The 24,865-nt window shown below is 63.5% G+C and carries 26 protein-coding genes, 1 tRNA gene and 1 other RNA gene; 16 read left to right on the forward strand and 12 right to left on the reverse strand.

Going from position 1 to position 24,865, the window contains the following annotated elements:
• Nucleotide 1: 1 nt before the first annotated feature.
• The 4 genes from BKY27_RS02095 to BKY27_RS02110 all read left to right on the forward strand — a co-directional run bounded on the left by BKY27_RS02095 (nucleotide 2) and on the right by BKY27_RS02110 (nucleotide 2,970).
• Nucleotides 2–343, forward strand: a complete 342-nt coding sequence (locus BKY27_RS02095) for a hypothetical protein (protein WP_071672938.1) — start codon at nucleotides 2–4, stop codon at nucleotides 341–343.
• 100 nt (nucleotides 344–443) lie between these two features.
• Entirely contained in the window at nucleotides 444–2,276 is a 1,833-nt protein-coding gene (locus BKY27_RS02100; RefSeq protein WP_071672778.1) for a M3 family oligoendopeptidase, read from the forward strand.
• Nucleotides 2,273–2,743 carry a GNAT family N-acetyltransferase gene (locus BKY27_RS02105; RefSeq protein ID WP_071672779.1) on the forward strand — a complete coding sequence of 157 codons (471 nt, stop codon included), beginning with the start codon at nucleotides 2,273–2,275 and terminating at the stop codon, nucleotides 2,741–2,743. The genes BKY27_RS02100 and BKY27_RS02105 overlap by 4 nt, the downstream gene beginning before the upstream one ends.
• Nucleotides 2,740–2,970, forward strand: a complete 231-nt coding sequence (locus BKY27_RS02110; RefSeq protein ID WP_071672780.1) for a hypothetical protein — start codon at nucleotides 2,740–2,742, stop codon at nucleotides 2,968–2,970. The genes BKY27_RS02105 and BKY27_RS02110 overlap by 4 nt, the downstream gene beginning before the upstream one ends.
• 65 nt (nucleotides 2,971–3,035) lie before the next feature.
• On the opposite strand, the gene BKY27_RS02115 is transcribed toward BKY27_RS02110, so the two are convergent.
• The 5 genes from BKY27_RS02115 to BKY27_RS02135 form a co-directional block, all read right to left on the reverse strand.
• On the reverse strand, nucleotides 3,036–3,305 hold the full coding sequence (locus BKY27_RS02115; RefSeq protein WP_071672781.1) for a DksA/TraR family C4-type zinc finger protein: 270 nt from the start codon (nucleotides 3,303–3,305) through the stop codon (nucleotides 3,036–3,038).
• Between the two features lie 63 nt (nucleotides 3,306–3,368).
• On the reverse strand, nucleotides 3,369–5,066 hold the full coding sequence (locus BKY27_RS02120; RefSeq protein WP_071672782.1) for a tryptophan halogenase family protein: 1,698 nt from the start codon (nucleotides 5,064–5,066) through the stop codon (nucleotides 3,369–3,371).
• Between the two features lie 89 nt (nucleotides 5,067–5,155).
• Nucleotides 5,156–6,124, reverse strand: a complete 969-nt coding sequence (locus BKY27_RS02125; RefSeq protein WP_071672783.1) for a Gfo/Idh/MocA family protein — start codon at nucleotides 6,122–6,124, stop codon at nucleotides 5,156–5,158.
• Between the two features lie 83 nt (nucleotides 6,125–6,207).
• Complete coding sequence (gene rpoH, locus BKY27_RS02130) at nucleotides 6,208–7,104, reverse strand: RNA polymerase sigma factor RpoH (protein ID WP_071672784.1); 897 nt, start codon at nucleotides 7,102–7,104, stop codon at nucleotides 6,208–6,210.
• A 182-nt stretch (nucleotides 7,105–7,286) separates the two neighbouring features.
• A complete protein-coding gene (locus BKY27_RS02135; RefSeq protein WP_071672785.1) occupies nucleotides 7,287–8,318 on the reverse strand; it encodes an RluA family pseudouridine synthase in 1,032 nt (343 codons plus the stop codon).
• Nucleotides 8,319–8,331: 13 nt separating this feature from the next.
• Here BKY27_RS02135 and BKY27_RS02140 point away from each other — a divergent pair, with 13 nt between their 5' ends.
• Nucleotides 8,332–8,637: a DUF6476 family protein gene (locus BKY27_RS02140; protein ID WP_324609971.1), complete on the forward strand. Its 306-nt coding sequence runs from the start codon at nucleotides 8,332–8,334 to the stop codon at nucleotides 8,635–8,637.
• A gap of 14 nt (nucleotides 8,638–8,651) precedes the next feature.
• Here BKY27_RS02140 and BKY27_RS02145 read toward each other — a convergent pair whose 3' ends face one another.
• The gene (locus tag BKY27_RS02145) at nucleotides 8,652–9,731 is read right to left on the reverse strand and encodes a tetratricopeptide repeat protein (protein WP_158514951.1); all 1,080 of its coding nucleotides are present in this window, start codon (nucleotides 9,729–9,731) and stop codon (nucleotides 8,652–8,654) included.
• Nucleotides 9,732–9,946: 215 nt separating this feature from the next.
• Between BKY27_RS02145 and BKY27_RS02150 the strand changes: the two genes are divergently transcribed.
• The 5 genes from BKY27_RS02150 (at nucleotide 9,947) to BKY27_RS02170 (ending at nucleotide 15,548) form a co-directional block, all read left to right on the forward strand.
• Nucleotides 9,947–11,383 carry a UbiA family prenyltransferase gene (locus BKY27_RS02150; RefSeq protein ID WP_071672788.1) on the forward strand — a complete coding sequence of 479 codons (1,437 nt, stop codon included), beginning with the start codon at nucleotides 9,947–9,949 and terminating at the stop codon, nucleotides 11,381–11,383.
• Nucleotides 11,380–11,808, forward strand: coding sequence for a GtrA family protein (locus BKY27_RS02155; RefSeq protein WP_071672789.1), 429 nt, complete (start codon nucleotides 11,380–11,382; stop codon nucleotides 11,806–11,808). The genes BKY27_RS02150 and BKY27_RS02155 overlap by 4 nt, the downstream gene beginning before the upstream one ends.
• Complete coding sequence (locus BKY27_RS02160; protein ID WP_071672790.1) at nucleotides 11,805–13,127, forward strand: FAD-binding oxidoreductase; 1,323 nt, start codon at nucleotides 11,805–11,807, stop codon at nucleotides 13,125–13,127. Before BKY27_RS02155 ends, BKY27_RS02160 begins: the two co-directional genes overlap by 4 nt.
• Nucleotides 13,124–13,858 carry an SDR family oxidoreductase gene (locus tag BKY27_RS02165; protein WP_071672791.1) on the forward strand — a complete coding sequence of 245 codons (735 nt, stop codon included), beginning with the start codon at nucleotides 13,124–13,126 and terminating at the stop codon, nucleotides 13,856–13,858. The genes BKY27_RS02160 and BKY27_RS02165 overlap by 4 nt, the downstream gene beginning before the upstream one ends.
• A 151-nt stretch (nucleotides 13,859–14,009) precedes the next feature.
• The gene (locus BKY27_RS02170; RefSeq protein WP_071672792.1) at nucleotides 14,010–15,548 is read left to right on the forward strand and encodes a hypothetical protein; all 1,539 of its coding nucleotides are present in this window, start codon (nucleotides 14,010–14,012) and stop codon (nucleotides 15,546–15,548) included.
• Nucleotides 15,549–15,639: 91 nt separating this feature from the next.
• Here the strand turns inward: BKY27_RS02170 and BKY27_RS02175 are convergent, their stop codons facing one another.
• Complete coding sequence (locus BKY27_RS02175; protein ID WP_071672793.1) at nucleotides 15,640–16,635, reverse strand: SUMF1/EgtB/PvdO family nonheme iron enzyme; 996 nt, start codon at nucleotides 16,633–16,635, stop codon at nucleotides 15,640–15,642.
• Nucleotides 16,636–16,656: 21 nt separating this feature from the next.
• Nucleotides 16,657–18,357 carry a hypothetical protein gene (locus BKY27_RS02180; RefSeq protein WP_233491759.1) on the reverse strand — a complete coding sequence of 567 codons (1,701 nt, stop codon included), beginning with the start codon at nucleotides 18,355–18,357 and terminating at the stop codon, nucleotides 16,657–16,659.
• A gap of 340 nt (nucleotides 18,358–18,697) precedes the next feature.
• Here BKY27_RS02180 and BKY27_RS02185 point away from each other — a divergent pair, with 340 nt between their 5' ends.
• From BKY27_RS02185 to BKY27_RS19855, 4 genes are all read left to right on the forward strand, one after another.
• Entirely contained in the window at nucleotides 18,698–19,192 is a 495-nt protein-coding gene (locus BKY27_RS02185) for an Lrp/AsnC family transcriptional regulator (RefSeq protein ID WP_084667818.1), read from the forward strand.
• A gap of 108 nt (nucleotides 19,193–19,300) precedes the next feature.
• Complete coding sequence (locus BKY27_RS02190) at nucleotides 19,301–20,410, forward strand: saccharopine dehydrogenase family protein (RefSeq protein ID WP_071672795.1); 1,110 nt, start codon at nucleotides 19,301–19,303, stop codon at nucleotides 20,408–20,410.
• A 26-nt stretch (nucleotides 20,411–20,436) separates the two neighbouring features.
• Nucleotides 20,437–21,939: an L-piperidine-6-carboxylate dehydrogenase gene (gene amaB / locus BKY27_RS02195; protein ID WP_071672796.1), complete on the forward strand. Its 1,503-nt coding sequence runs from the start codon at nucleotides 20,437–20,439 to the stop codon at nucleotides 21,937–21,939.
• Between the two features lie 94 nt (nucleotides 21,940–22,033).
• Nucleotides 22,034–22,609 carry a DUF3157 family protein gene (locus BKY27_RS19855; protein ID WP_158514952.1) on the forward strand — a complete coding sequence of 192 codons (576 nt, stop codon included), beginning with the start codon at nucleotides 22,034–22,036 and terminating at the stop codon, nucleotides 22,607–22,609.
• A 28-nt stretch (nucleotides 22,610–22,637) separates the two neighbouring features.
• Here the strand turns inward: BKY27_RS19855 and BKY27_RS02205 are convergent.
• A tRNA-His gene (locus tag BKY27_RS02205) sits at nucleotides 22,638–22,714 on the reverse strand.
• 48 nt (nucleotides 22,715–22,762) lie between these two features.
• On the reverse strand, nucleotides 22,763–23,251 hold the full coding sequence (locus BKY27_RS02210; protein ID WP_071672798.1) for a GNAT family N-acetyltransferase: 489 nt from the start codon (nucleotides 23,249–23,251) through the stop codon (nucleotides 22,763–22,765).
• A gap of 138 nt (nucleotides 23,252–23,389) precedes the next feature.
• On the opposite strand from BKY27_RS02210, the gene BKY27_RS02215 reads away from it, so the two are divergent.
• Nucleotides 23,390–23,587, forward strand: a complete 198-nt coding sequence (locus BKY27_RS02215; RefSeq protein ID WP_071672799.1) for a DUF6324 family protein — start codon at nucleotides 23,390–23,392, stop codon at nucleotides 23,585–23,587.
• Nucleotides 23,588–23,695: 108 nt separating this feature from the next.
• Here the strand turns inward: BKY27_RS02215 and BKY27_RS02220 are convergent, their stop codons facing one another.
• Nucleotides 23,696–24,169, reverse strand: coding sequence for an MmcB family DNA repair protein (locus BKY27_RS02220; protein WP_233491761.1), 474 nt, complete (start codon nucleotides 24,167–24,169; stop codon nucleotides 23,696–23,698).
• Between the two features lie 70 nt (nucleotides 24,170–24,239).
• Between BKY27_RS02220 and ssrS the strand changes: the two genes are divergently transcribed.
• Nucleotides 24,240–24,394, forward strand: a non-coding RNA gene (gene ssrS, locus BKY27_RS20710) — 6S RNA.
• A gap of 94 nt (nucleotides 24,395–24,488) precedes the next feature.
• On the opposite strand, the gene BKY27_RS02225 is transcribed toward ssrS, so the two are convergent.
• Nucleotides 24,489–24,806 (reverse strand): hypothetical protein, encoded by a 318-nt coding sequence (locus BKY27_RS02225; protein WP_071672941.1) that lies wholly within the window; start codon nucleotides 24,804–24,806, stop codon nucleotides 24,489–24,491.
• Nucleotides 24,807–24,865 lie beyond the last annotated feature (59 nt).

Consider the following 24,865-nt stretch of genomic DNA (forward strand, 5'->3'; position numbering starts at 1 on the left):
CATGAAACACGCTGCCGCTGCCCTGTTCACCCTCGCCCTTGGTGCCGCGCCCGCCTGCGCGCAGGATCAAGACGACCCGTCCCGCCTGCGCGAAGGCTGGGGCCTCTTGTCCGAGGGATCGCGCATGATCCTTGAAGGACTGGCCGACGAGATGCAGCCCTTCGTCGACGAACAGCTTGTGCCCTTCTTCACCCGGTTGACCGACCTGATCGACGATGTGGCGCTCTATGAGCTGCCCGAGATGCTGCCAAACGGCGATATCATCATCCGTCGACGCGAGCCGCTGGACCCCGATGCACCGGACTCCGAAGGATCGGCGACCGACAGCCCGATCGACCTGTGAGCCGCGCCCCTGCAGCCCGGCCCGGCCCGCATCCCCCCGCATTGCACTTTCCCCGCTTGGCAGCCTATCTGTAGCCCAAGCAACGTCAGAGAGGTTCTCCATGCAATTCCCTACAATCCAGTTCCCCCAGACCGTCCGTGATGCCAACGCTGCCGGAGGCGCCGGTGATCTGGGCGACCTGCCGGAATGGGATCTGAGCGACCTCTACGCCACCCCCGACGCGCCTGAAATCGCGCGAGACAAAGACTGGGTGAGCAAGGAATGCGCCGCCTTCGCCGCCAATTACGAGGGTAAGCTGGCCGATCTGTCTGCCGATGAGATGCTGAACGCCGTGCAGCGCTATGAAAAGATCGACCTGATCGCAGGGCGGCTTATGTCCTATGCGGGCTTGCGCTATTACCAACACACAACAGACCCGGAACGCGCGCAGTTCATGTCGAACATGCAAGAAGCGATTACCGTGTCCACCACGCCGCTGGTCTTCTGGGGGCTGGAATTCAACCGGCTGGACGATGCGCATTTCGAAGCACTGATGGCCGCGAATGCCGACCTCGCCCGCTACCGGCCCATCTTTGACCGGATGCGCGCCATGAAGCCCTATCAGTTGTCGGACGAACTGGAAAAATTCCTGCACGATCAGTCGATGGTGGGGGCCGCCGCGTGGAACAAGCTGTTTGACGAAACCATCGCCGGGCTGACCTTCGATGTAGATGGCGAGGAGCTTGGCATCGAGGCAACGCTGAACCTGCTGACCGACCAGACCCGCGACCGCCGCGAAGCGGGCGCGCGGGCGCTGGCCGCAACCTTTGGCGAACGGATCGGACTTTTCGCCCGCGTCCACAACACATTGGCCAAGGAAAAGGAGATTGAGGATCGCTGGCGCAAGCTGCCCACCCCGCAGACAGGCCGCCACCTGGCGAACCACGTCGAACCCGAAGTGGTGGAGGCGCTGCGCAACGCCGTCGTCGCCGCCTACCCGCGCCTGTCTCATCGCTATTACGCGCTGAAGGCCAAGTGGCTGGGTCTTGATACGCTGGAGGTCTGGGACCGCAACGCGCCCCTGCCGATGGAAGACCACCGGCTGGTCGGCTGGGACGAGGCCCGCAAGACCGTCTCGGACGCCTATGCCGATTTCGACCCGCGCATGGCGGAGCTGGCCGAGCCCTTCTTCACCGATGGCTGGATCGACGCGGGCGTGAAAGAGGGCAAGGCTCCCGGCGCCTTTGCCCATCCTACCGTGGCCGACGCCCACCCCTACGTTATGCTGAACTACCTCGGAAAACCGCGCGATGTGATGACGCTGGCCCATGAGCTTGGCCATGGCGTCCACCAACGGCTGGCGGCCGGTCAGGGCGAACTGCTGTCCTCCACCCCGCTGACGCTGGCAGAAACCGCGTCTGTCTTCGGCGAGATGCTGACCTTCCGCAAGATGCTGGCGCAGGCCAAGTTGGATGCCGAACGCAAGGTCATGCTGGCGGGCAAGGTCGAGGACATGATCAACACCGTCGTGCGCCAGATCGCGTTCTACGACTTCGAATGCAAGCTGCACGCCGCCCGTGCCGAAAGCGAGTTGACCCCCGACGATATCAACGCCCTGTGGATGTCCGTGCAGGCCGAAAGCCTTGGGCCGGTGTTCAACTTCATGGATGGGTATGAAACCTTCTGGGCCTATATCCCGCATTTCGTGCATTCACCGTTCTACGTCTACGCCTATGCCTTCGGCGATGGCCTCGTGAATGCCCTTTACGCGGTCTACGAGGAAAGCGGCGACGACTTTCAGGAAAAGTATTTCGAAATGCTGAAAGCGGGCGGGTCCAAGCACCACAAGGAACTGCTGGCCCCCTTCGGGCTGGATGCCTCTGACCCGGCCTTCTGGGACAAGGGGCTGTCGATGATCGAAGGCTTCATCGACCAGCTTGAAGCGATGGAATGATCCAGATCGACGACCTGCCGCGTGACCGGGTGGACGAGGTGGGACACCTCACCCTCGGTCCCGGTCAGGAGCGGTTCGTGGCTACCATCGGCGAGATGGTGACCGACCCCCTGCCCACCCGCGATTTTCATATCGTGCGGATGCAGGGCGAGGGCGTGGGGTTCTTCAAGATCGACCGGAACTACGCCCCCACCCATGACTTTGCCGAGGCCCAAGGCTGGGGCCTGCGCGGGGTGCTGGTCGGTGCTCAGTATCAGGGTCGGGGCTTGGGCCGCGCCTTGCTGGCGGCGCTTCCGGGCTATCTGGCGGCGCGCTATCCGGGTCAGAGGCTGTATTATCTGACCGTGAACTGCCGCAACACGGTGGCGCGCGACGCCTATGTCAAAGCCGGATGGCACGACATGGGCGGTCTCTACCATGGCGGCCAATCCGGCCCGCAACACATCCTTCGTTTGAGGCTGACATGAGCCAACCGTCCACATGGACCCGCGTTCGCATGAAGGTGAAGCGTATGCTCGTCTGGGTGCGCGCCCACGTTCCGCCCGGCCTGCGGTTACTGCTGGGGTTGGTCCTGATCGCGGGCGGGATACTGGGGTTTCTGCCGGTACTCGGCTTCTGGATGCTGCCCTTGGGGGTCGCGGTGGCGGCGCTCGATATCGCACCGCTCTGGCGTTGGCTGCAATCGCGCAAGTAGGTCGCTTCGCCCCGCTCGGACCGCATCCCCGTTCAGGGTTTCGGCCCTGACGCAACTCGGCATCCCTATTTCAACTGGCTGTCCTTTGACCCCCGGCGGTTTATCCCGCCGCGCATGTCCGGGCGGGTGTCACGATCCGAGGCACAGTCGATGCAAAGCTTCACGCCGGGAATCGCCTTGCGCCGCGCCTCGGGTATTTCTTCCTCGCATTCCGCGCAGTAGATCAGGCTTTCGCCCTGCGGTTGCGCGCGCGCCTGCATGCGTTTCAGCTCATCCTCGATCGAGGCTTCGATCTGTTCCGACACCGCGCCGTCGCGCGCCCATCCTCCGGCCATGATTGCACCATCCGTTGCGTGATCGCACGATGTTATCAGAGCACCCCCCGTCCCGAAAAGGGGTCAGAGCAGGCTGACCCCATCGTCGTCCACAGCCTGCGCGGCGGGTTTCGGCGCAGGGTTCGGATTGGTGATCGGCACCTTGGGCAAGGGTTGGCCCGGCATGGCGACGGTGGGCTGCGCCATGGCGAAATTGGGGGGGGGGTTCGGGACCGGCAATTCGCCCCGCAATTCCAGCAACAAGGTGCGGTGGTCGGCCACGTGGTTCATGGCATTGGCCACGCCACCGCGCATCTTGGTCAGGTATTGTCCCCAGATATCGGAGGGCAAGGTCATGTTTCGCAACAAATGTGGCGAGGCATAGTCGGTGTCATAGACCCGCTTGCCCAGCATCACCGCCTGATAGACGCCATAGTCAAAGAGCGAGTCAAACGCGAGGTCGTAGGGCTGCGGCAGGGTATAGCGCCAGAGGTCGAGGTTCGCAGCAAGACTGTCCGGCACCTCCAGCTCTTCCCGCGCGTCGATCCAGTATTGGCTGTCGGTGCGGTTGTTCAGGGCATAGTGGAGGCAGATGAAATCGCGCACCTCGTCATAAAGATTGCCGGTGATCTTGTTGTAGCGGTCGCGCAATGGCGCAGGAAAATCGCTGTCGGGGAAGTAGGAAATCAGCCATCGGACGCCCATGTCGATCATGTGGATCGCGGTGGATTCGAGCGGTTCGATAAAGCCCCCCGACAGACCGATGGCGACCACGTTCTTGACCCACGCATTGCGGTTGCGGCCCACCCGCATCGGGATCACGCGCGGTTCGACCCCGTTCCAGGTGTCGCCCAGATGCGCCACGAATTCATCCCGCGCCTCTTCATCCGTGCGGTGCGCGGTCGAGTAAACGTAGCCCGTGCCAATCCGGTTAAAGAGCGGCACCCGCCAGACCCAGCCCGCCCCAAGCGCATAGGACCGGGTCAGCGAGGGTATCTTGTCGGGGTCGGGATGGGGGATCTGCACCGCCATGGCGCGATCGTTGGCGAGGTATTTCGAATAAGAGATGAACGGCTCTTTCAACACCTCGTTGATGATGACGCCCTTGAAGCCGGTGCAATCAATCACAAGCTCGGTCTCGTGCCGACCGCCGCGTTTCAATTGCAGCGCGGTGACGTAGCCGTTTTCATCCTGTTCGACATGCACCACGTCGTCGCGCACATGAACCACGCCCTTTTCGGTGCAGAGCCGCTGCATCAGCCCCGAGAATTTTCCAGCGTCCAGGTGATAGGCATGGCCGATCGACATCGAATAGGGCTTTTCGCCCAAGGCACGCGGCCCCTTGCAGGCCCGGCCCAGATCGACGGCAGGCGAGTAGACTTGGGTAAAGTCGAGATTACCGGCCCCGTGCTGAAGAAAATAGTAGCCCAGATCCACACCATGGATCGGGTGGGCCCGCGCAAAGGGGTTTACGAACTCGATCGGATGTCCGGCCTTGTCGACGTTCCAGTTCGAGAACAGAACGCCCAGTTTGAACGAGGCATTGCAGGTCTTGAAGAATTCGGGTTCCGAAACACCCCCCATCCGCAGCGTGCGCGGCATCCCCGGAACGGTGGCCTCGCCGACGCCCACGGTCGGCACATTCGGTGACTCGATCAGGGTAACGGTCTTGCCCTGCCCCTGTGCCGCCCGCGTGCCGAAATAGCTTTGCAGGATCAGCGCGGCCATCCACCCGGCCGTGCCGCCCCCGACAATGGTGATATTCTTGATCGGATCGCCCAACGCCCTTCTCCCCGCTTGACCAAACGTCAAGCAAGTCTAGACGCGAATCGGGCTCGGAGTCGAAAAAATCGGGACGCGGTGCGATTTCGTCAGGTCAGTTCGCCATTAAAGGCTGACTCCAGAGCCACTTGGGTGCCGCGCGAAAATTCCAACGGCACCGGATAATCGGCCCCATCCCGGACCGTTCGACCAAAGGCCTCGACCTGAGCCACATATTGCCGGGCCATGGGATAGCGGGTCAGCCGCTCTTCTCCATCGGCGCGCACCATCCGCACCGAGGCTTCGCGGTGCACACCGGCGTTGAAAGGCGCAACCAGTTCCAGATAACCGTCAGTGCCGTGGAACGTCATCACCTGCCGGTTGGGCGCGGCCATGCTCATGTAAATCGAACAGGTGGCATCGCCGAATTCGGCCCAGATGCGGGCAGAGACGTCGACGCCGTTCTGCCAGCCGAACCGGGACTGCACATTCGTGGGTTCCGCGCCCGTGGCCAGCCGGGCCGAGCCGAGCGTATAGACCCCGATATCGCGGGTGACACCGCCGCCCAGATCGGGGTTGAGCCGGATATTGCCAGTGTCGGTCAGGCGGAAGGTAAAATAGCCGTCGATATGCAGCAGCGTGCCGATATCGCCACCCTGCACCGCCGCACTGACCTGCTGCCATTGCGGGTGATGCGGAATCATATAGGCCTCGGCGATCAACAGGCCGGTGTCATCGCGCAGTGCGATTAGGCGGTCGATCTCTTCCGTTTTCATCGCAATCGGCTTTTCGCACAGCACATGCTTGCCCGCGCGCGCGGCCTTTTCCACCCATTCCACATGCAACGCATTCGGCAGCGGTATGTAGATCGCGTCGATCTCTGGATCGGCCAACAGCGCCTCGTAACTGTCATGCACCCGCAGTCCCGGAGCCAGTGCCCGAAAGCCCGCGGCCTTGGCCGGGCTGGAGGTCGCCAGCGCCGCCAGCACGGCGTTTTCGGAATCGTGAATGGCGGGGGCCATCGTCTTCCGGGCAAAATTCGCGGCACCCAGAACGCCCCATCGGATCGGATCGGTCATTGGAAACTCCCTCGTGTTAGCGCGAACAAAGCACAAAAAAGACCCGCCGGAAAGGCGGGCCTTCCTGGTGGATCGGGCCGAGGTCAGGCGGAGGTCAAAAGCCCCTGTTCCCGAGCCAGCTCTCGCATGCGTTTTTGCAGTTTCTCGAACGCCCGCACTTCGATTTGGCGAATGCGTTCGCGGCTGACATCGTAGACCGCGCTCAGGTCTTCCAGCGTCACCGGACGATCCTTGAGGCGGCGCTGCGTCAGGATATCCCGTTCACGCTCGTTCAGCACGTCCATCGCTTCGTCCATCAAGGCCATGCGATGCTGCATCTCGTCACGCGCTTCGTAATCCTCGGCCTGATTGGCGTCTTCGTCTTCCAGCCAGTCTTGCCATTGGGTGGCGCTTTCGCCTTCGCTGCCCACCATGGCGTTGAGCGAGGCATCCCCACCCGACATGCGCCGGTTCATGGAAATCACTTCGGTTTCGGTCACGCCGAGATCATGGGCGATCTGCGCCACGTTCTCGGGCCGCAGGTCGCCGTCTTCCAGCGCGCCGATCCGGGCCTTGGCCTTGCGCAGGTTGAAAAACAGCTTCTTTTGCGCCGAGGTCGTGCCAAGCTTCACCAGCGACCACGACCGCAGGATATATTCCTGGATCGAAGCGCGGATCCACCACATGGCATAGGTGGCCAGACGAAACCCCTTTTCGGGGTCAAAGCGTTTGACGGCCTGCATCAGGCCAACGTTGGCTTCGGAAATCACCTCGGCCTGCGGCAAACCATAGCCGCGATAGCCCATGGCGATCTTGGCGGCCAGGCGCAAGTGCGAGGTCACCATCTTGTGGGCGGCCTCGGTGTCTTCGTGGTCGACCCAACGCTTGGCCAGCATGTATTCCTCTTCCGGTTCCAGCATCGGAAATTTGCGGATTTCCTGCAGGTATCGGTTCAGGCCCTGTTCCGGCGATGGCGCCGGGAGATTTGCATAGCTGCTCACGGTCTTCTGTTCCCCTGTTCGACAAGCTTCGAATGTAAATTCGATTAACTTAGCCTTGAGATGGGTGCCCCCCGGTCCTGTGTCAAGAGGTCCGGAGACTAAGGACGACATATCCTAGCGAAGGCTGCCCGCGCACGGCAATAGATGTTTCAAATCTCTCACGTGCAATTGCGCACATAAAGTCAGGCCGTTTCACGCAAGCGTTCAAGTATCTCGGCCATGTCGGCGGGCAACGGCGCGGCAAAGCTCAGATGCTCACCGCTGACCGGGTGGTCAAAGCCGAGCGTGGCCGCATGCAACGCCTGCCGGGGAAAGCGGTTCAACCGGTCAGCCAGGGCTTCGCCCATCTCCTTTGCGGATACCTTACGCCGCCCGCCATAGGTCTGATCGCCCACCAGCGCGTGGCCGGCATGGGAAAGATGCACCCGGATCTGGTGGGTGCGCCCGGTTTCCAGCCAGCAATTGATCAGGGCCACCGCGCCGAACCCTTCCTCGACCCGCGCCCGCGTGACCGCGTGGCGCCCGCCCTGAAACAGCACCGCCTGCCGCTGTCGGTCGGTCTTGTGGCGGGCCAGTTGCGTGGTGATCTTCAAGATGCCCCCGGTCTCGAAACTGACGCCGCGCACCCCGCGCAGCCGCGGGTCAGAGGGGTCAGGCTCACCGTGGCAGATCGCCAGATAGTGCCGATCGACCGTGTGTTTTTCAAACTGCGCCGCCAGCCCGTGATGGGCCCGGTCGGATTTCGCCACCACCAGCAGGCCAGAGGTGTCCTTGTCGATGCGATGCACGATGCCGGGCCGCTTTTCGCCACCGACGCCGGACAGGTTGCCGCCGAAATGGTGCAAGAGGGCGTTGACCAAAGTGCCCGCGGGCGAGCCAGGCGCGGGATGCACCACCATGCCGGCGGGCTTGTTGACGACGATCAGATCCTCGTCCTCGAACAGGATGTCGAGCGGGATCGCCTCTGGCCGGGTTTCGACCTCGGCCGCTTCCTCGACCGTGATCTCTACCAGATCGCCCTCGGCCAGCTTGGCCTTGGCATCCGTCACGACCGCACCGTTCACGGCAACGGCCCCATCTGCGATCAATCGAGCCAAACGCGACCGGCTCAGCGCTGCTTCCTCTGGCACATCGCGGGCCACTGCCTTATCAAGGCGACCGGCAGGGTCGGCACCGATGCGGACCGCGACGATCTTGGATGTGAGGCCGGACATGGGGGATGCTCCGTTGACTGAGGACGACCCTGACCCGCTGAACCTGCGGGTACTGCGCCTTTTGGTGACCGCGTTGACCGTGGTGATGATTGTCGGGCTGATAACGGTCGTGATCGTCTTTGTCACCCGGTTCCCGAATGGCGATGGCGGCACGACCCTGTCGTTGCCGTCCCAGATCGAACTGCCGGCAGGTGTGACCGCCGATGCGATCACGATGGGGGCCGACTGGTATGCGGTCGTGACCGATGATCAGATCATCCTGATCTATGACCGCAACACCGGCGCCTTGCGCCAGAGCGTCGAGATCACCGGCAACTGACGGCCCGGTAGGGATTAATCCGACAGGGCCGCCGCCCCCGCACGCGACATCGGGCCGATCACCCCGTCGATGGCACCGGGATACAGCCCACGCTCTTGCAAGATCACTTGAAACGCCATCGCGGTTGCCCGGTCCCAAGGCGGCACGCGGCCACCGACCCGGCCCCGCATCTCGTCCAGATCGACATCCCCGGTTTCCAACGCCTGCACGTAAAGCTCTGCCGCGCGCTGCGGATCCGCCTCGACCCCGCGCCCGCGCTCATACAGGAACCCGAGCGCCGCAACCGCCTCTGGCAGGCCCTCGTCCATCGCCCGTTGCGTCCAGCGAAACTGCAAGTCGGGGTCTCCGGTTCCCGGCCCGTCGAGTTCGGAATAGATCCGCGCCAGGTCCAGCACGGCTTCGATGTTGCCCTGCTCGGCGGCCATAGACAGGTAGCGCGCCGCTTCGTCCCGGTCAGGAATACCGAGGGCCGCATCCGCTCCACCCGGAATGCCATCGCCGGTCAGGTAGGTCTGTCCCAGCCGGAACTGCGCAAAATGATAGCCGCCATCCGCCGCCTGCCGCATCAGCGCGACCATCCGCTCGGTATCGCGCGGCACCCCCGCGCCAAGGCGATAGAGCAACCCAAGGGTCATTTGCCCGGCCGGGTCGCCGGCCTCTGCGGCAGCGCGGTAATAGACGGCTGCCGCGTCGGCATCGCGCCGCAACGGCCCGATCCCGAACAGGTGATAGTCCCCAAGCCGCGTATTGGCCGCCGCCAACCCGCCTTGGGCGGCGGCTTCAAAGGCTGCAACCGCCTCGTCATGATCACCGTCAAGCTGCCGGATCGCCCCGATCGTGTACAGAACCTCGGGCACGTTGCTGCCCCCAGCGACCGCCTGTTCGCAAGACGGCGCAGCCTCTTGCAGGGCCGCGATCTGGGCCTCCTGCGCCTCGGGGCTGATTGGAACGCCCGCGTCGGGGGGGCCGGCCGTTTCAAGGCAAAGCGCCGCCGCAGCCTCGGCTTCGGTCTGGGCGGCAACGGCAAGAGGGGCTGTGGTCAACAAAAGGGCCAGCCCGAAACGGGCCGCTGGAATGGTTTTGGCAGAGAACATATCGAAGACCGCCTTGTGACTGAAATACAACGCAAAGACTAGCCAATCACAGGCCTGCCTGTCGACAGCCGATCCCCTGCCGTTTCGCAATAATACCACATTCGCGGCTGGCGAATGCCGCAAGCCTGTGCAAGCCTCTGCCCGGACAATAAAATCCATATGGACCTGAGGCAGGGCGCCCGGACAGGACCGGGACGGACAAGGTGACCCGAGATATGCGCGATTCTGGTACGACTGACAGCGTCCTCGTCGTTGATCTGGACGGCACCCTCCTGCGGTCGGACATGCTGTTCGAATGCTTCTGGGCGGCCTTGTCCAAGGATTGGCAGGCACCGGTCACTGCCGCGCGCGCCCTTAAAAAGGGCATACCGGCGCTCAAGCGGGCCATGGCCGACAGCGCCTGCCCTGACGTGGCGCACCTTCCTTACAACCCCGATGTCATTGCCCATATCGAAGGCTGGCGCGCCAAGGGCGGGCGGGTCGCGCTGGTGACGGCCAGCGACCAAACCCTCGCCGACCGCATCGCCACACATCTGGGCCTTTTCGACGAGGTCTTCGGCACCACCCCCGAGGTGAACCTCAAGGGCAGCCGCAAAGCCGCTTTCCTTGCCGATCACTATGGAGCGGGCAGCTTTGTCTACATGGGCGACAGCGCCGCCGATCTGGCCGTCTGGCAACGCTCGCGGGCGGCGATCACCGTGGGCGCAAGCGGCGGTTTCCGGGCCAGGGTCGAGGCCGTCAACGGCGAGGTGTCCCATCTCAGCCCGCCCGAGCCGCTGGCATGGCCGATCCTGAAGGCCATGCGCCCACATCAATGGTTGAAGAACATCCTGATCTTCGTTCCGGTGCTGGCCAGCCATTCCGTGACCGGGCTCAGCCTGCTGCAATGTTTGGTGGCCTTTCTGGCCTTCGGTCTGGTCGCTTCGTCCGGCTACGTGCTGAACGACCTGCTCGATCTGGACCCCGACCGCGCTCACGCACGCAAGCGTAACCGCCCGCTGGCATCGGGCCGGTTGCAGGTGCCCGCGGGCACCGCGCTGTTCCCCGCGCTGCTGATGCTTGGTCTGGCAACCGCCGCGGCGTTGGGTCCAAGCTTTCTCGGCGTCATCGCGTTCTACTTCACCATGACCCTCAGCTATTCACTGTGGCTCAAACGCAAGGTGATCGTGGATATCTGCGTGTTGGCCGGGCTCTATACGCTGCGCATCGTGGCGGGCAGCATGGCCACCGCCGTGCCGCTGTCGATCTGGCTGCTGGCGTTTTCGATGTTCTTCTTCTTTGCCCTTGCGGCCGTCAAGCGACAGGCCGAGTTGGTGCATGTGCAGGCCACTGGACAAACCAAGGCCGCCGGGCGCGGTTACGGGCTGGACGACCTGCCCATCGTGACCCAGATCGCCACCAGTTCCGGCCTGACCTCGGTGCTGGTTCTGGCGCTCTATATCAACTCGCCAGAGGTGCTGATGCACTATCGCCAACCTGTGCTGCTGTGGGGGGTTTGCGTGTTGCTTCTGTTCTGGATCACGCGGGTGGTTTTCATCACCCATCAGGGCAAGATGACAGACGACCCGCTGGTCTTTGCAGTGACCGATCGCACCAGCCAGGTATCCTTCGCGGTGATCGCCGCCCTCGGGCTGGGGGCGGCATTCCTATGACGGGCCTATCGCTGGCGCTGCGTTACGCGCTCTTTGCCGGGATCGCGATGATCGCCAATCTCGGCACCCAACGGCTGGTGCTGGCCTTTGGCGAGACGGCCTTTGTCTTTGCCACGGCGGTCGGGGCGGGCACTCTGGTGGGGCTGGTGGTGAAATACCTGCTCGACAAGCGCTGGATTTTCTACGACGCCTCGACAGGGCTCAGGGCGCATGGCCGCAAGTTCGCCCTTTACACAGCCATGGGGCTGGTGACGACCTGCATCTTCTGGGGCAGCGAAACGGCCTTTTGGCTGATCTGGGGCACCGACCCGATGCGAGAGCTTGGGGCCGTTCTGGGCCTGATGGTGGGCTACATGACCAAGTATTTGCTGGATCGCCGTTTCGTCTTCACCGATGGTCGCGGCATCGCGGAGGGGGCACGATGACCGTTTCAGGATGGGGCAATTTCCCGAAACTCGACGCCCGGCTGAGCGCACCGCGCCACGAGGCCGCCCTTGCCGCACTGGTGGCCGAGGGGCGCGCCATCGCGCGTGGAAACGGCCGGTCCTATGGCGACAGCGCGGTAAGCGTGGCCAACACAATCGACATGCGCTGCTTCGACCGGATGCTGGGCTTTGACCCCGCGACCGGGCAGCTGGTGGCCGAGGCCGGGGTGATGCTGGCCGATGTGATCGACAGCTTCCTGCCCCGTGGCTGGTTTCCCATGGTGACGCCCGGCACCAAGCTGATCACGCTTGGCGGCGCCATCGCGGCAGACGTGCACGGCAAGAACCACCATGTCGATGGCAGCTTTCGCGCCTGCGTGGACTGGATCGACGTAATGGGCCCCGACGGCGCCGTCACCCGCTGTTCCCGCGACGAAAACGCCGTGCTCTTTGGCTGGACCTTGGGCGGCATGGGCCTGACCGGCGTGATTCTGCGCTGCGCGATCCGCCTGCGCCCGGTGAAATCCGGCTGGATACGACAACAGATGATCCCGGCCGAAAATCTCGACGCCGTGATCACCGCCTTTGAAGACAACATGGACGCGACCTATTCCGTCGCGTGGATCGACTGCGCCGCCAAGGGGGACAGGCTTGGGCGGTCTCTGGTGATGCTGGGCGAACATGCCGACCCGGGCGAGGTGCCTGCGCGCCACCGGGCAACGCCTTTCCACGCCCCCCGCCACCGTAAGATCACCTTCCCGATGAACGCCCCGTCCTTTGCGCTCAATCCGCTGACGGTGCGGGCCTTCAATGCGCTTTATTACTGGAACGGCGCGCGGCAAAAGGGGCAATCCATCGTCGACTGGGACGGCTATTTCTACCCGCTTGACGCGATCCTGAAATGGAACCGTCTCTATGGACGCAAGGGGTTCATGCAATTCCAATGCGTGCTGCCGCAGGACACGGCGCGCGATGGCCTGAACCGCCTGCTGACCGCCATTTCCGAAAGCGGGCAAGCCTCGTTCCTGTCGGTCCTGAAACGCTTCGGCCCGCAGGACAGCCCCTTTTCCTTCCCGATGGAAGGCTACACGCTGGCCCTCGATTTCCCACGCCATGCCCGCGCCATCGCCCTGATGCCGGACCTGGACGCGATCACGCTCGACCATGGCGGGCGCTACTACCTCGCCAAGGATTCTCGCCTTCCCGCCGATACTTTCACCGCCGCCGACCCCCGCGCAGCCGATTTCGCGGCATGGCGCCGGGACAATGGCCTCGCCGACGCCTTCGCCTCGGCCCAATCCGAAAGGCTCCACCTGTGACGTCCCCCGTTCTGATCCTGGGCGCGCGATCCGACATCGCCCGCGCCACCGCCCGTGCCTTTGCTGCCGAAGGACACCCGATCCAGCTTGCCGCCCGCCATGCCGCGGACTTGCAAAACGACAAGGCCGATCTGGAAACGCGCTACAATGTCGAGGTCACCTTGCATGATTTCGACGTGTTGGAGGTCGACCGCCACGATGCCTTTGTCGATGGCCTGCCCGTTCTGCCCGGCATCGCCGTCTGCGCGGTCGGCAAGATGGGCGAGCAAGCGGACAACGAGACAGACACCGCCGCCGCCGTGGCCGTTCTGCGGTCGAATTTCGAGGGGCCGGCAATCCTGTTTGGGGTGCTGGCCAATCGCTTCGCCGAACGGGGGGCGGGCACGCTGGTGGGAATCAGTTCGGTGGCCGGCGACCGGGGCCGCGCGTCCAATTATGTCTACGGATCGGCCAAGGCTGGCTTCACCGCTTTCCTGTCGGGGCTGCGTAACCGGCTTTGCAAGCGAAATGTGCACGTGGTGACGGTGAAACCGGGCTTCGTGAACACGGCCATGACGGCGCACCTGGACCTGCCCAAAAAGCTGACCGCAGACCCCGCCGAAGTTGCCACCGCAATCGTTGCCGCCGTCAATAAATCTCGCAATATCATTTACGTGCGCCCGATCTGGTGGGCGGTGATGATGGTGATCCGGAACATCCCGGAAGCGATCTTCAAGAAAACAAGCCTCTGACGGGTCCACCTTGCGCGCGCAGAAATCTGCCCGCACTTGCAGAAAAACGGCAGGTTTCCGCCAGTGGCGCAACAGTGGCGCGGAAAACGATTCGGCGTTCTTGTTTCATTAATCCCTCGGGTGTATCCAAATTGCCATGAGGGACAGAAAAATGAACCTGCTTACGCAGCGGGGCGTTGACAATCGGACCGAATTTCTTGAATCGCCTGCAGCCGTCATTGCGACGCTGGCGGTCTCTGCCGTTGTTTGCGCCAGCCTACTGACACTGACCGTGACCCGGGTTATTCCCGCCATCCGCCTCGCCGGGGTGGACCAGGTGGAACCCGCCCGCGTCGACATTCCACAAACCAGCCTTGGTGCCCTTCCGATGACGGAAGCCGAGCCCACCGATTTGGCCGCGACCGACCCGGCACCACGGCGCGCTGCGCCGGCAACGCTGCCGCAGATGCGCCCGGATCGGCAGGTCGCCCTGTCGGACGCCGCCACGCAACCGGCCGCCCCCGCGCCCACCGTGATCGCGGGCCGCCCGCCGGTCGCATCGACCCCGCGCCCCGATCACATCGTGGCCCTTGCCGCAGCGCGGCAAACCCAACCGGACGTCACCGCCATCGCAACGGCGCGCCCGGCACAGCGCCCGGCGACCGCCACCGCGACTGTCGAGGCCCCCACCGAAGCAATCGCAGAGCCGGTGATCGAGGTTGCTGACATCTCGCCGCTCGCCACCGCCGTCAGCCCGCGCCCCGCCGCGCGCCCGGCCGATCTGGACACCACGCCGTCGGCCAGTTTCGTGACTCGCGCGCCGGACGCCACGGAAAATGTCGTGTTGGCTTCGGCCCCCGCAGCGGCCCCGGTGGCACAGCCCCAGACAACGTTTGCACCGAACTTCGATCGCAGCGCGAATGCCTGCTCGCGCCGTCTGGCCCGCGAAATCCCGCGCCGTCCGGGCAATGCGCAGGACGGCTCTGTCTTCGCGGCCTCGCTCCAGAACACCTCGGGCACCACCCGCGACGCTGCGGTCGCGCGAGAGGTGCTTCGCGGCAATGTTCCCGACTTCCTGCGGGACCTTGCCCCTGTGACCTTTACCGGCGTTCTGCCCAACGGCCGCAGCGCCCAGATCACCATCTGTGTCACCCCCGACTACCTTGCCGTCGGCGATGACCGCGACTTCATGCGCGTGCCGCTTGGGTTGGCCGCCGCCGGTCAGATCGCGGAATCGTTCAACATGATGCTGCCGACAACCCGCATGGTGGATGCCATCTATGCGCAGGCCGACCTGCGCCTGTCGCCCTCGCCGATGACGCCGGGCGCGCAAATGTCGAGCACGTCCTATTTCATGCAGCATAACGCCACGGTCGAGCAGCAACGGCACAATGCCGGGGGCCGTCTGGGGATGCTGGTGTCGGGCCACAAGAAGGATCTTGTCCTGACCAACCGGCTCTCCTCGCACCCCGGTCGCGTCGCGATTTACGGATGGCACCGCCCCGGCGGCAACCCGATTCAGCCGCTGTCGACCGTGCACGGTGCCGAATACGCCGATTACAGCCATGGTATCCGGCTGGTCAGCCGCACGGCCTTTGTCAACGGTCAGGCCGTCGATCTGCGCGACCTGCTGATGGATGGCACCTATGCCAGCCTGCTGAACACCGAAGGGCCGATCGGCCGCCCCGCAATCCAGATCGCATCGCGCTGATAGGTCACTCACGGATGCAGAAAACGCCCCGCCATCGCGCGGGGCCTTTTCCTTTTTGGCCTGACAGGGTGCCGTGCCCCTGTTTGTTGGTTCAGTTCACATCGTGAAAGCAACGGAACCCGAGGTGATAGTTGCGATGGCTCGACGGTGACAACACCTGACTGCCATGCCAGAACGGTGCCCGCCACCGGGCCCAATGCTCATGCGCGCGCACCGTGTCCCATATGAACCAACTGCCCTTCATTTCGGTGACCCCAAGTGTGGTCGAGCCACGGCTGGCCATCTGGTCCTCGCTGAGGGGCAGGTTCATATGCTCGGCGGCGTTGCCGTCGATGTCATAGGCGCCAAGTGGGCTGTGACATTGCGGAAACGAGCCCGCCGGATAGGTGTTCGACCCGCAGCCGGTGAAGCTGCCGCCATTGCAGCCTGCCGATTTGTGGCTGCCCGTCGCGCACACGCCCGAGCGCCACTGGCCAATCGAATACAGGTCGCTCTGAAACGCCCAGTGGGCGTTGTGCCACGCCCGCATCGCCTGTTGGCTGCCAAGCTGGAACTGGTAGTCGGGCGGCAACAGCGCCCCGGCCGCCGCCCCTTCCCATTCATGGGCGTCCCCGATCCGGCCCCCTTCGGCCGCACACAGCGCCGCCGCCTCCGAGGCGCGCACCCATGTCACGGGGTAGACCATCGGGATGTTGGGATATTCGAACATGTCGATACACACCTCGGCATCCTCGGGGCTTTCGGTCGCCGGGTCGTAAAGCGGCGCGCGATAGGGGCCGCCGCAAATCCTCTCCCACCGGGAATTGCGATAGCTCTGCTGCACATTGGCCACCGATCCACCGATCCGGGCCGCCGCCTCTTCGGGCGTCATCGGGTGGCGCGTCACCGCAGGGTTGCCTTGCCCGATATAGGATGACCCGGCAAAGATGTCGCGGATGCGGGCAATCTCGGCAGCCGAGACCCCGCGCACCTGCTGCATTTGCCGGAACATCTGTTCATTGAGGTCTTGCAGGCTTTGGGCCGCCCCCGCCCCGGCGCTCATGACGCCGATCAAAAGGGCCACGCACGCTCGGGTGAGATATCTCATCGGGGGTCTCCTCCGGTTGGGTTACTCGCGTCTCAGCAGGTAGAAGAAATCGCGATTGTCGGCGAACCCCACGAAGCGTGGGATCGTGCCGTTTCGGGTGTCCTGATCGACCGCCGCCATGCCGCGCACCAAGTGCTCGGCCTCGATCCAGTCACTGTCTTCGTTCTCGGGATAAAGCGCCATGTAGGTGTGTTCCTGGCTGTTCATGTCCATCAGCATCGCATAATCGCATTGATAGGCTTGGAACGTGCGCGCCATGGCCGAAGGGGTCGCCGTCGAGAAATAAGCATAAAGCAGGAATTGCCGCCCGTTGACTTCCCGCAGGCAAGACCCGGCGCGCAACGTGCGTAGCTGGGCATCCGCCGACCCCGACCAATTGCCGGCGCCCCATTGGGTCACGCGGTCGCCCGGCACGCCCTCGCCGGTTTCCGGGTCGGGGTTGATCAGCGCCACGCCGTTCTGGCGGGCAAAGCGCAGATGTGGCAGCAATTCGTCGTTCAGTTCCTGTGTCCACGTGGTCATGCCGAAGGTGCCATCCTCGGTGACGTAGATGGTCGACAGGCCCGGCCAGAGGCGGCTCAGAACAGTGCCGTTCACCATGAATCCGTAATGGTGGCCGTGATTGAACGTGGCCAGGTCGCCGTAGCGGAATGCGCCGTGGTCCCGCTTGTAGCCGCCGGTAAAGGTGGCCGCGACCCGATCGGTCAGCGATGGGCTGAGCATTCCGACCATCACCAGCGGATCGGGGCGAGAGAACCCGTCCGGGCCCGGAATGTTCCAGTTCCGACCGGCGCCATGCGGGCGCGACGACCATTCGAACGAAGGATGATCGGTTCCCACTTCGTAGCCGATCTCGAAATGACTCATGTCGAAGGCCACCAGGTAGACATCGGCGCGGCTTTCCACCCCGTCCAGCCAGTTGGTCTCACCGCTGCGGCTGAGGATGTCTTCGCTGATCATCCCCGGTTGCATGACGCTGGAATAGATGCCGGGCGCATCCTGCACCGCGTACCATGCGCCCGCTTCCATTCCGCCTTCGGCGCCGATCAGGTCAAAGCCGGGCGAGGCGCGCATCACCGGGAACCGGTCCAGGTCGGCACGGCCGAGCGCTTCGACAACCGCGCCCACATCTTCGGTCTCGACCTCTTCCGAAGTTTCGAGAAAGGCGTCCTGATAGAAGGTGCCCTTGATCAGGTTGACGATGGAATCGCCGAAAATCACGTTTTCGCGCAGGAACTCTGCAATCGCCTCGCGCGTGGTGTAAGACCCGGACACGCGGTTGCGCAGATAGAGCGTGTCATCGCAGATGGGCGCAAAGGGCAGCGGTTCGGCGCGCGCCTCGTCCAGCTCGGAATTGCGCCCCTCCCATGGGGCGCAGCGCACGCGGTCATCCTCGCTTTCGATCACGAGGGTCGGCGCGCCCCGGCGCAGTTCGACAGACAGCTGCCAACGGTCGGGATCGGTGCTTTCCAGATGATAAAAGGCGGCGCGCCCCTCCTCGGGTTGCACCCGTAATACGAACCACGAATTGATATTGGGGTTCATCGAGGTCAGCGTGACATCCAGCCCATCGTCGCCGGTCGCCGACATATCGTTGCGAAACGGCTGCAACGCCATGATCGAGCCGGGATTTTCGCTGTTGTAAACGTCCAGCTGCGCCTGGATCGTGGCGTCGTCGGCGGGTTCTATGCCGGTCGCAAGGGCCGGGGCGGCAAGCATCATCAGCAACAGGGAAATGCCCCCTGCCCGACGCGCGCAATCCTGTGAAAAATTCATATAGGTCAAAATCAGCTCCAAACCTTTCGGTGCAGGCCGGGTCTGGCCCCTTCCCGACCGCCACCGCCCTGATTTTCCGAGTTTCGATGCTGCAACAATTCGGTCAACCGTGCAATGGCAGCATACCTGCCCTCCATATCTCCTTTGCTCACACGTTTGCGTGATCGTCCCACCAGATCGAGGACTATCGCTGCGACGGGATCGCTGCCCCACGACCGGCACGGCTTGACAATCCGGCAGCTTCCGGCAGATTTCCGACAAATCAACGGCGAACATGGCATTTTGTATGCGTGACTCTCTCGACAGACGTATCATCCGCGAGCTTCAGAAGAACGCCCGCGCCTCAACCTCGACCATCGCACAATCCATAGGGGTTGCGCGCTCGACGGTGCATGAACGCATCGCCCGGATGGAGAAAGACGGCACGATCGCTGGATATTCGGTCGTTCTCAGCCGCAACCCCGGCGAAGAGACCGTTCAGATCCTGATGCTGCTGGAGATTCGGCAACAAGACACACGCAAGATCTTGCAGCGTTTGAACGCTTACCCCGAAATACAGGTGTGTTTCTCGATCAATGGCGAGTTCGACCTTTTCGTCACCGCCGAGGCACCGCGCATCGAGGATCTCGACGTGCTGGTCGATGAAATCGGCGAAATTCCGGGCATCGTGCGCACCAACACCTTCGTCGTGTTCGGTCGCAAGATCGACCGCCGATCCGACGAGACCGCAGAACGGATCTTCCGGCAAATGCAGGCCCTGTCGGCAACTGGCGATGCATAATCCGGCAAAATGACGGAAATCACCCCGATTGCGAACAATCGGTAAGCGACGGACGAACCGCAGATCGCTCAGGCTTGGCGAAAGAACACCGAGCAGGAGGCATGGGAAATGCGGAACTGGACTGTATGCATTGTCGGGGCTGGCAAGATCGGCGGCATGATCGCCGAACTGCTCAAACAATCGCCCCACTATTCCGTCACCATCGTCGACAGCGTTTTCGCCAATCTCGCCCCGTTCCAACAGGCCGGGTTCCGGGTGGCGCAGGCCGACGCAAGCGACCCCAGGGCACTGGCGGAAACGCTCACCGGTGCCGATGCCGTGATCAGCGCCGCGCCCTATTTCCTGACCCCCACGATCGCCGAGGCCGCCAAGCTGGCCGGCGCGCATTACTTCGACCTGACCGAAGACGTCGCCGCGACCGAGGCCGTGCGCAAACTGGCCGAGGGGGCCGGGACCGCCTTCATGCCGCAATGCGGGCTGGCACCGGGCTTCGTCGGTATCTCGGGCGCGCATTTGGCCAAGCAGTTCGATCAGCTCGACACGCTGTCGCTGCGGGTGGGTGCGCTGCCGCTGTACCCCACCAACGCGCTGAAATATAACCTGACGTGGTCCACCGACGGGCTGATCAACGAATACTGCAACCCCTGCGACGTGATCGACGGCGGCGAGCGGCTCAAGGCCGCGCCGCTGGAAGCGCTGGAAGAATTTGGCCTCGATGGCGTGGAGTATGAGTGCTTCAACACCTCGGGCGGGCTTGGCACGCTGACCGAAACCCTGTCGGGCAAGGCGCGGAAAGTGTCCTATCGGACGATCCGCTACCCCGGCCACCGCGCCATCGTGAAGATGCTGTTGCAGGATCTGCGGCTGGAGTCCCGCCGCGACCTGATGCGCGAGATTTTCGAGACAGCCCTGCCCCGCACCGATCAGGACGTGGTGCTGATCTATTCCACCGCGACCGGCTGGATCGACGGCGAATACCGCGAAAAGAGCTTCATCAATAAATCCCTCGCCGGGCAGGTCAACGGCAGGACATGGGGCGCGATCCAGTTGACGACGGCCTCGGGCGTGACCGGCGTAATGGACCTGATGCGCACAGGCAAGCTGCCCGCCAAGGGTTTTGTCCGGCAAGAGGACGTGCACCTCGACGATTTCATGACCACCGAGTTTGGCCGATACTTCGGCAAGGGTGCGCTGACCCACCTCGACAGCGCCGCCTGATCCCCTCCCAGAAAGGACACGAACACATGACCGCACGCGAAACGCTTTCCGCCCTTGGCCTGTCCGAGGACATGCTGTCCGGCGGCAGCCTGAAAGTGACCTCGCCCATCGACGGCAGCACGCTCGCTGACCTGACCGAGACCAAGGCTGCCGACATGCCCGCCGTAATCGCCAGGGCCCAGACAGCCTTCGCCGCATGGCGCACTGTGCCCGCCCCCCGCCGGGGCGAATTGGTGCGCCTGTTGGGCGAAGAACTGCGCGCCGCCAAGGACGATCTGGGCCGCCTTGTCAGCTACGAAGCCGGCAAGATCACGTCAGAGGGTCTGGGGGAAGTGCAAGAGATGATCGACATCTGCGACTTCGCCGTTGGCCTGTCACGGCAACTCTACGGCCTGACCATCGCCTCGGAACGGCCCGGCCACCGGATGATGGAAACATGGCACCCGGTGGGCCCCGTCGGCGTCATTACCGCCTTCAACTTCCCCGTCGCGGTGTGGTCGTGGAACACGGCCCTTGCGCTGGTCTGCGGCGATCCGGTGATCTGGAAACCGTCGGAAAAATCGCCCCTGACCGCGCTGGCCTGCGCCAACATCTTCGCCCGCGCCGTCGCCCGCTTCGGCGAGGACGCGCCCGAGGGCCTGTTGCAGGTCATCATTGGCCGCGCCGATCTGGGCGAGGCTCTGGTCGACAGCCCCGACGTGCCGGTCATCTCGGCCACCGGATCGACCCGCATGGGCCGCGCCGTCGGTCCGCGCGTGGCGGCCCGGTTCGGGCGGTCGATCCTTGAGCTTGGCGGCAACAACGCGATGATCGTCGCCCCCTCGGCCGATCTGGAAATGGCCGTGCGCGCCATCGTCTTTTCCGCCGTCGGCACCGCCGGGCAACGCTGCACCTCGCTGCGCCGCCTGATCGTGCACCGCTCGATCCGCGACGACTTGGTGGACAGCCTCGCCAAGGCCTATGCCGGCTTGCCGGTGGGTCATCCGTTGGCGGACGGCACCCTTGTCGGCCCGCTGGTGGACGAGGCCGCAGGCCAAGCCATGGCCGACGCGCTGGACAAGGCACGCGCCGAAGGCGGCACCGTCCACGGCGGAGCCCGCGTCACCGAAGGCGTGCCCGATGGCGGCGTCTACATGGCCCCCGCCATCGCCGTGATGCCGGACCAGTCCGAGGTGGTGAAGACCGAAACCTTTGCCCCGATCCTCTACGTCATGGCCTATGACGCGCTGGACGAGGCTCTGGATATGCAAAACGCCGTGCCGCAGGGCCTGTCGTCCTGCATCTTCACCATGAACATGCGCGAGGCGGAACGCTTCGTGTCTGACGAAGGCTCGGATTGTGGCATCGCCAACGTCAATATCGGCCCCTCTGGCGCCGAAATCGGTGGCGCGTTCGGCGGGGAAAAGGAAACCGGCGGCGGGCGCGAAAGCGGCTCGGACGCGTGGAAGGCCTACATGCGCCGCCAGACCAACACCATCAACTACTCGGCCGAGCTGCCGCTGGCGCAAGGCGTGTCCTTCGACATCTGACCAATTGGTCCCGGCCCCGGCTTGATGCAGATCATGCCGCGGGTCGGACCGGTTTGCGATGCTTTTCCCATCAAGCCCACGAGGGGAGGAGCTTATGAAACCGGTATCTCTGGCTTTTGCAACGATTGTCAGCCTTGGCGCAAGCAGCGGCTTGGCAGACCAGATTGTGACGTTGCCCGACGGTGCACAAGTTATCTTGCGCGATAATCACACCTGGGAGTTTGCGGTCAGAACCCCTCCTCCGAATACCCAAGCCCTGGAGCAATATTGCTACCGATATGCGGGGCGTGCATCCGAGCAGGCAGAGGTCAATCTGCAAGCCCAGTGCGGCAACGCAGGTGAAGCATGGCATCAGGACTGGAACGCACATCGGGCCTGGTGCCTGTCCCAGCCGCCTGATCTACCGTCACAAGAGATTTTGACCCGCGAAGCGGCGCTTTTGTCCTGTACGGATCAGCGCCTCGATTGCAGACGCTACGCGAGCATGGCGCGTGAACATGAGCAGCAGAATCAGATAAATGGATGCGGGTTTGTCGGCGAAGCATGGCATGTTGACCTGAATGGTCACTATGCTTGGTGTTTGCAGCAGACCGAAACACGCCTTCTGGAAGAAACCGCCGAGCGTGAACGCGCCTTGGCGCGCTGCGTCGCAGACCGCACGACACAATAGCGTGTCTAAGGGTGTATGAACGGGGAAATGGTACCGCCTCCCCGGCTTGAACGGGGGACCTCTGGATCCACAATCCAGCGCTCTAACCAACTGAGCTAAGGCGGCACTGGCGGGGTGGATAGCCCCCCGTGACGGGGAATGCAAGCCTCTCTGTCACCTCAATTTCAGCTTCCATGTCTGTTCGATCAGCGGCTGGCCGAACGAGGTCACGGGCCGACTGTCGATGCAGTCGAACCCGGCTTTTTCATAAAGCGCGCAGGCCGCTTGGTGGCTGGCATGGGTCCAGAGCACCAACTCGCGATAGCCCCTGTCCCGCGCATGGGCGATGCAGGTGGCCAGCATCCGCTTGCCCAGACCCACCCCCCGCGATTCGGGGGTCAGCAGGAAAAGCCGCAGCTTGGCCTGCCCCGGTTTGGGGCCGTTCACACAGAATATCGACCCCAGCCGGTGACCGCCGCGCCATGCGATCCAGGCCCGTTCGCAGGACGGATCACGGTGGCGCAGGAACGTCACAAGGATCTCGGCCACCAACGGCTCGAACGTCCAGTCGAACCCTTCCTCGGTGGCATAGTGCTCGGCATGGGCCTGGATCAGCCAGCCGGCATCGCCGATTCCGATATCACGCAACTCGATCTCGTCCATTCCGCGCGCCCACGCTCCGCTTGCCTTCTGCCGATCCCCGCGCGAGTATTTGGCCTTGTCAGCCGTCAGGCAAGCCGCTACCTCACGGGCTTTCCGAAATCTGACGCGAAACGGGCGGTTTGCGCCCCGGAGGACAGCATGGGCATCAACAAGGAAAGCGATATCTCGGCAGGTCTGCAAATCGGCCCCACCAACATGGGGATGGTCCGGATCTTCGTCGAGGGCGACGGGATCGACCTGCCGCTGGATTTCGACCCCGACGAGGCGCTTGAAATCGCGGAAGAACTGCGCGCGGCGGCAGAAGCGGCGCAGGCCATGGGCAAGGGCAAACCGTGATCCCCTGCCATGCGTCCCGGCACCGGTAATACCCTGCACCGGCGAGGGGCGCTGCCCCTCGCGCTCCCCGGAGTATTTTCACAAAGAAGAAGGCGCGGAAAATTTTAGTCAAATGCTTCCGGGCTTGGGGTCGCGATAGGCGTGCAAACGCTGCGCCGCCGTGCGGGCGAAGCTGCGCGTCAGCACCTTGCGCCGTGCCGCCGCCAATTTGCTTTCCGGCCCCATCCGCAGAATCTCGGCATCATAGGCATCGGCGATGATCAGCCCGGTGCCCTCGGGCAACAGGTCGATTGGGAAGGCCTGATCGACGGCCCAGAAATAGCGGTCGCACCAGTCGAGATAGCCGTCCCATTTCGAGTCGGAGGTAAAATCGGCCCGGCTGGATTTGCACTCGACCACCCAGATTTCCCCTTTCGGGCCAAGGGCCATGACATCCACCCGCTTGCCACGTTCCGGCACGAATTCCTCCAGCGTGGCGAAGTCGTGCTGGCGCAGGTGGCGGCACACGCCGCGCGCCAGCAATTGGCCGGGCATCAGGTCGGTCGGGGCAGAGTCGCGCATCATCCGGGCAGAATGGAACATTGCGCGAACAAATGCAATTGAAACGCGCCCCTTGCCGGAACGCCCCCGAAGCCCTATGTCCGATTGCAGGCGGGGTCTGCCCTTCCCGTGACGGGCGATATTCCAGTGGCCTTAAGCAATTCCGAGGGAGCTGGCTCTGTCCGGGCCGTGGTCCGTTTACCTGGCGCCCACCTGTATATACAGGTCCTCGGGAATTGAGATCCCTACGGTTGTGGTGGTCCCGCCTACCAAGGAAAACGCCCGGTCGCCGCATGGCGCACCGGGCGTTTTCATGATGTGGCAAGGGCCAAGACCGGCCCCGACCGCCGCGCGACCCGCGTCAGGTGCGGCGCTGCTCGGCCCGCACCGGGATGGCAACGGCGTCGAGCACCGGCAGCGCGTCGCGCTTGCCGCCCTGACCATCATCTTCGTCGGTCTCTTCGCCCATCGACATGATCTTGTAGCCGATCTGTGCCGAGCCGAAAGTGATGGTGCCAAAGACGATCAGCATGACAACGGCAATTGGCCCCTCGGCGGTATGGGTGACCAGATGCCAGAGATTGCCGACGTTGAAATAGAGGATCATCGCCGTGAAGGCGACCGAGATCCCCAAGCCGATGAAGGCGTGTTTTATGATGAGTCGGATGTGATCGGGCATGGCAACCTCCTTGACGTTGTCAAACAAGGTAACATGCACGCGCAACACTTCAAGCATCG

The organism is Nioella nitratireducens (assembly GCF_001879715.1).
GTDB lineage: Bacteria > Pseudomonadota > Alphaproteobacteria > Rhodobacterales > Rhodobacteraceae > Nioella > Nioella nitratireducens.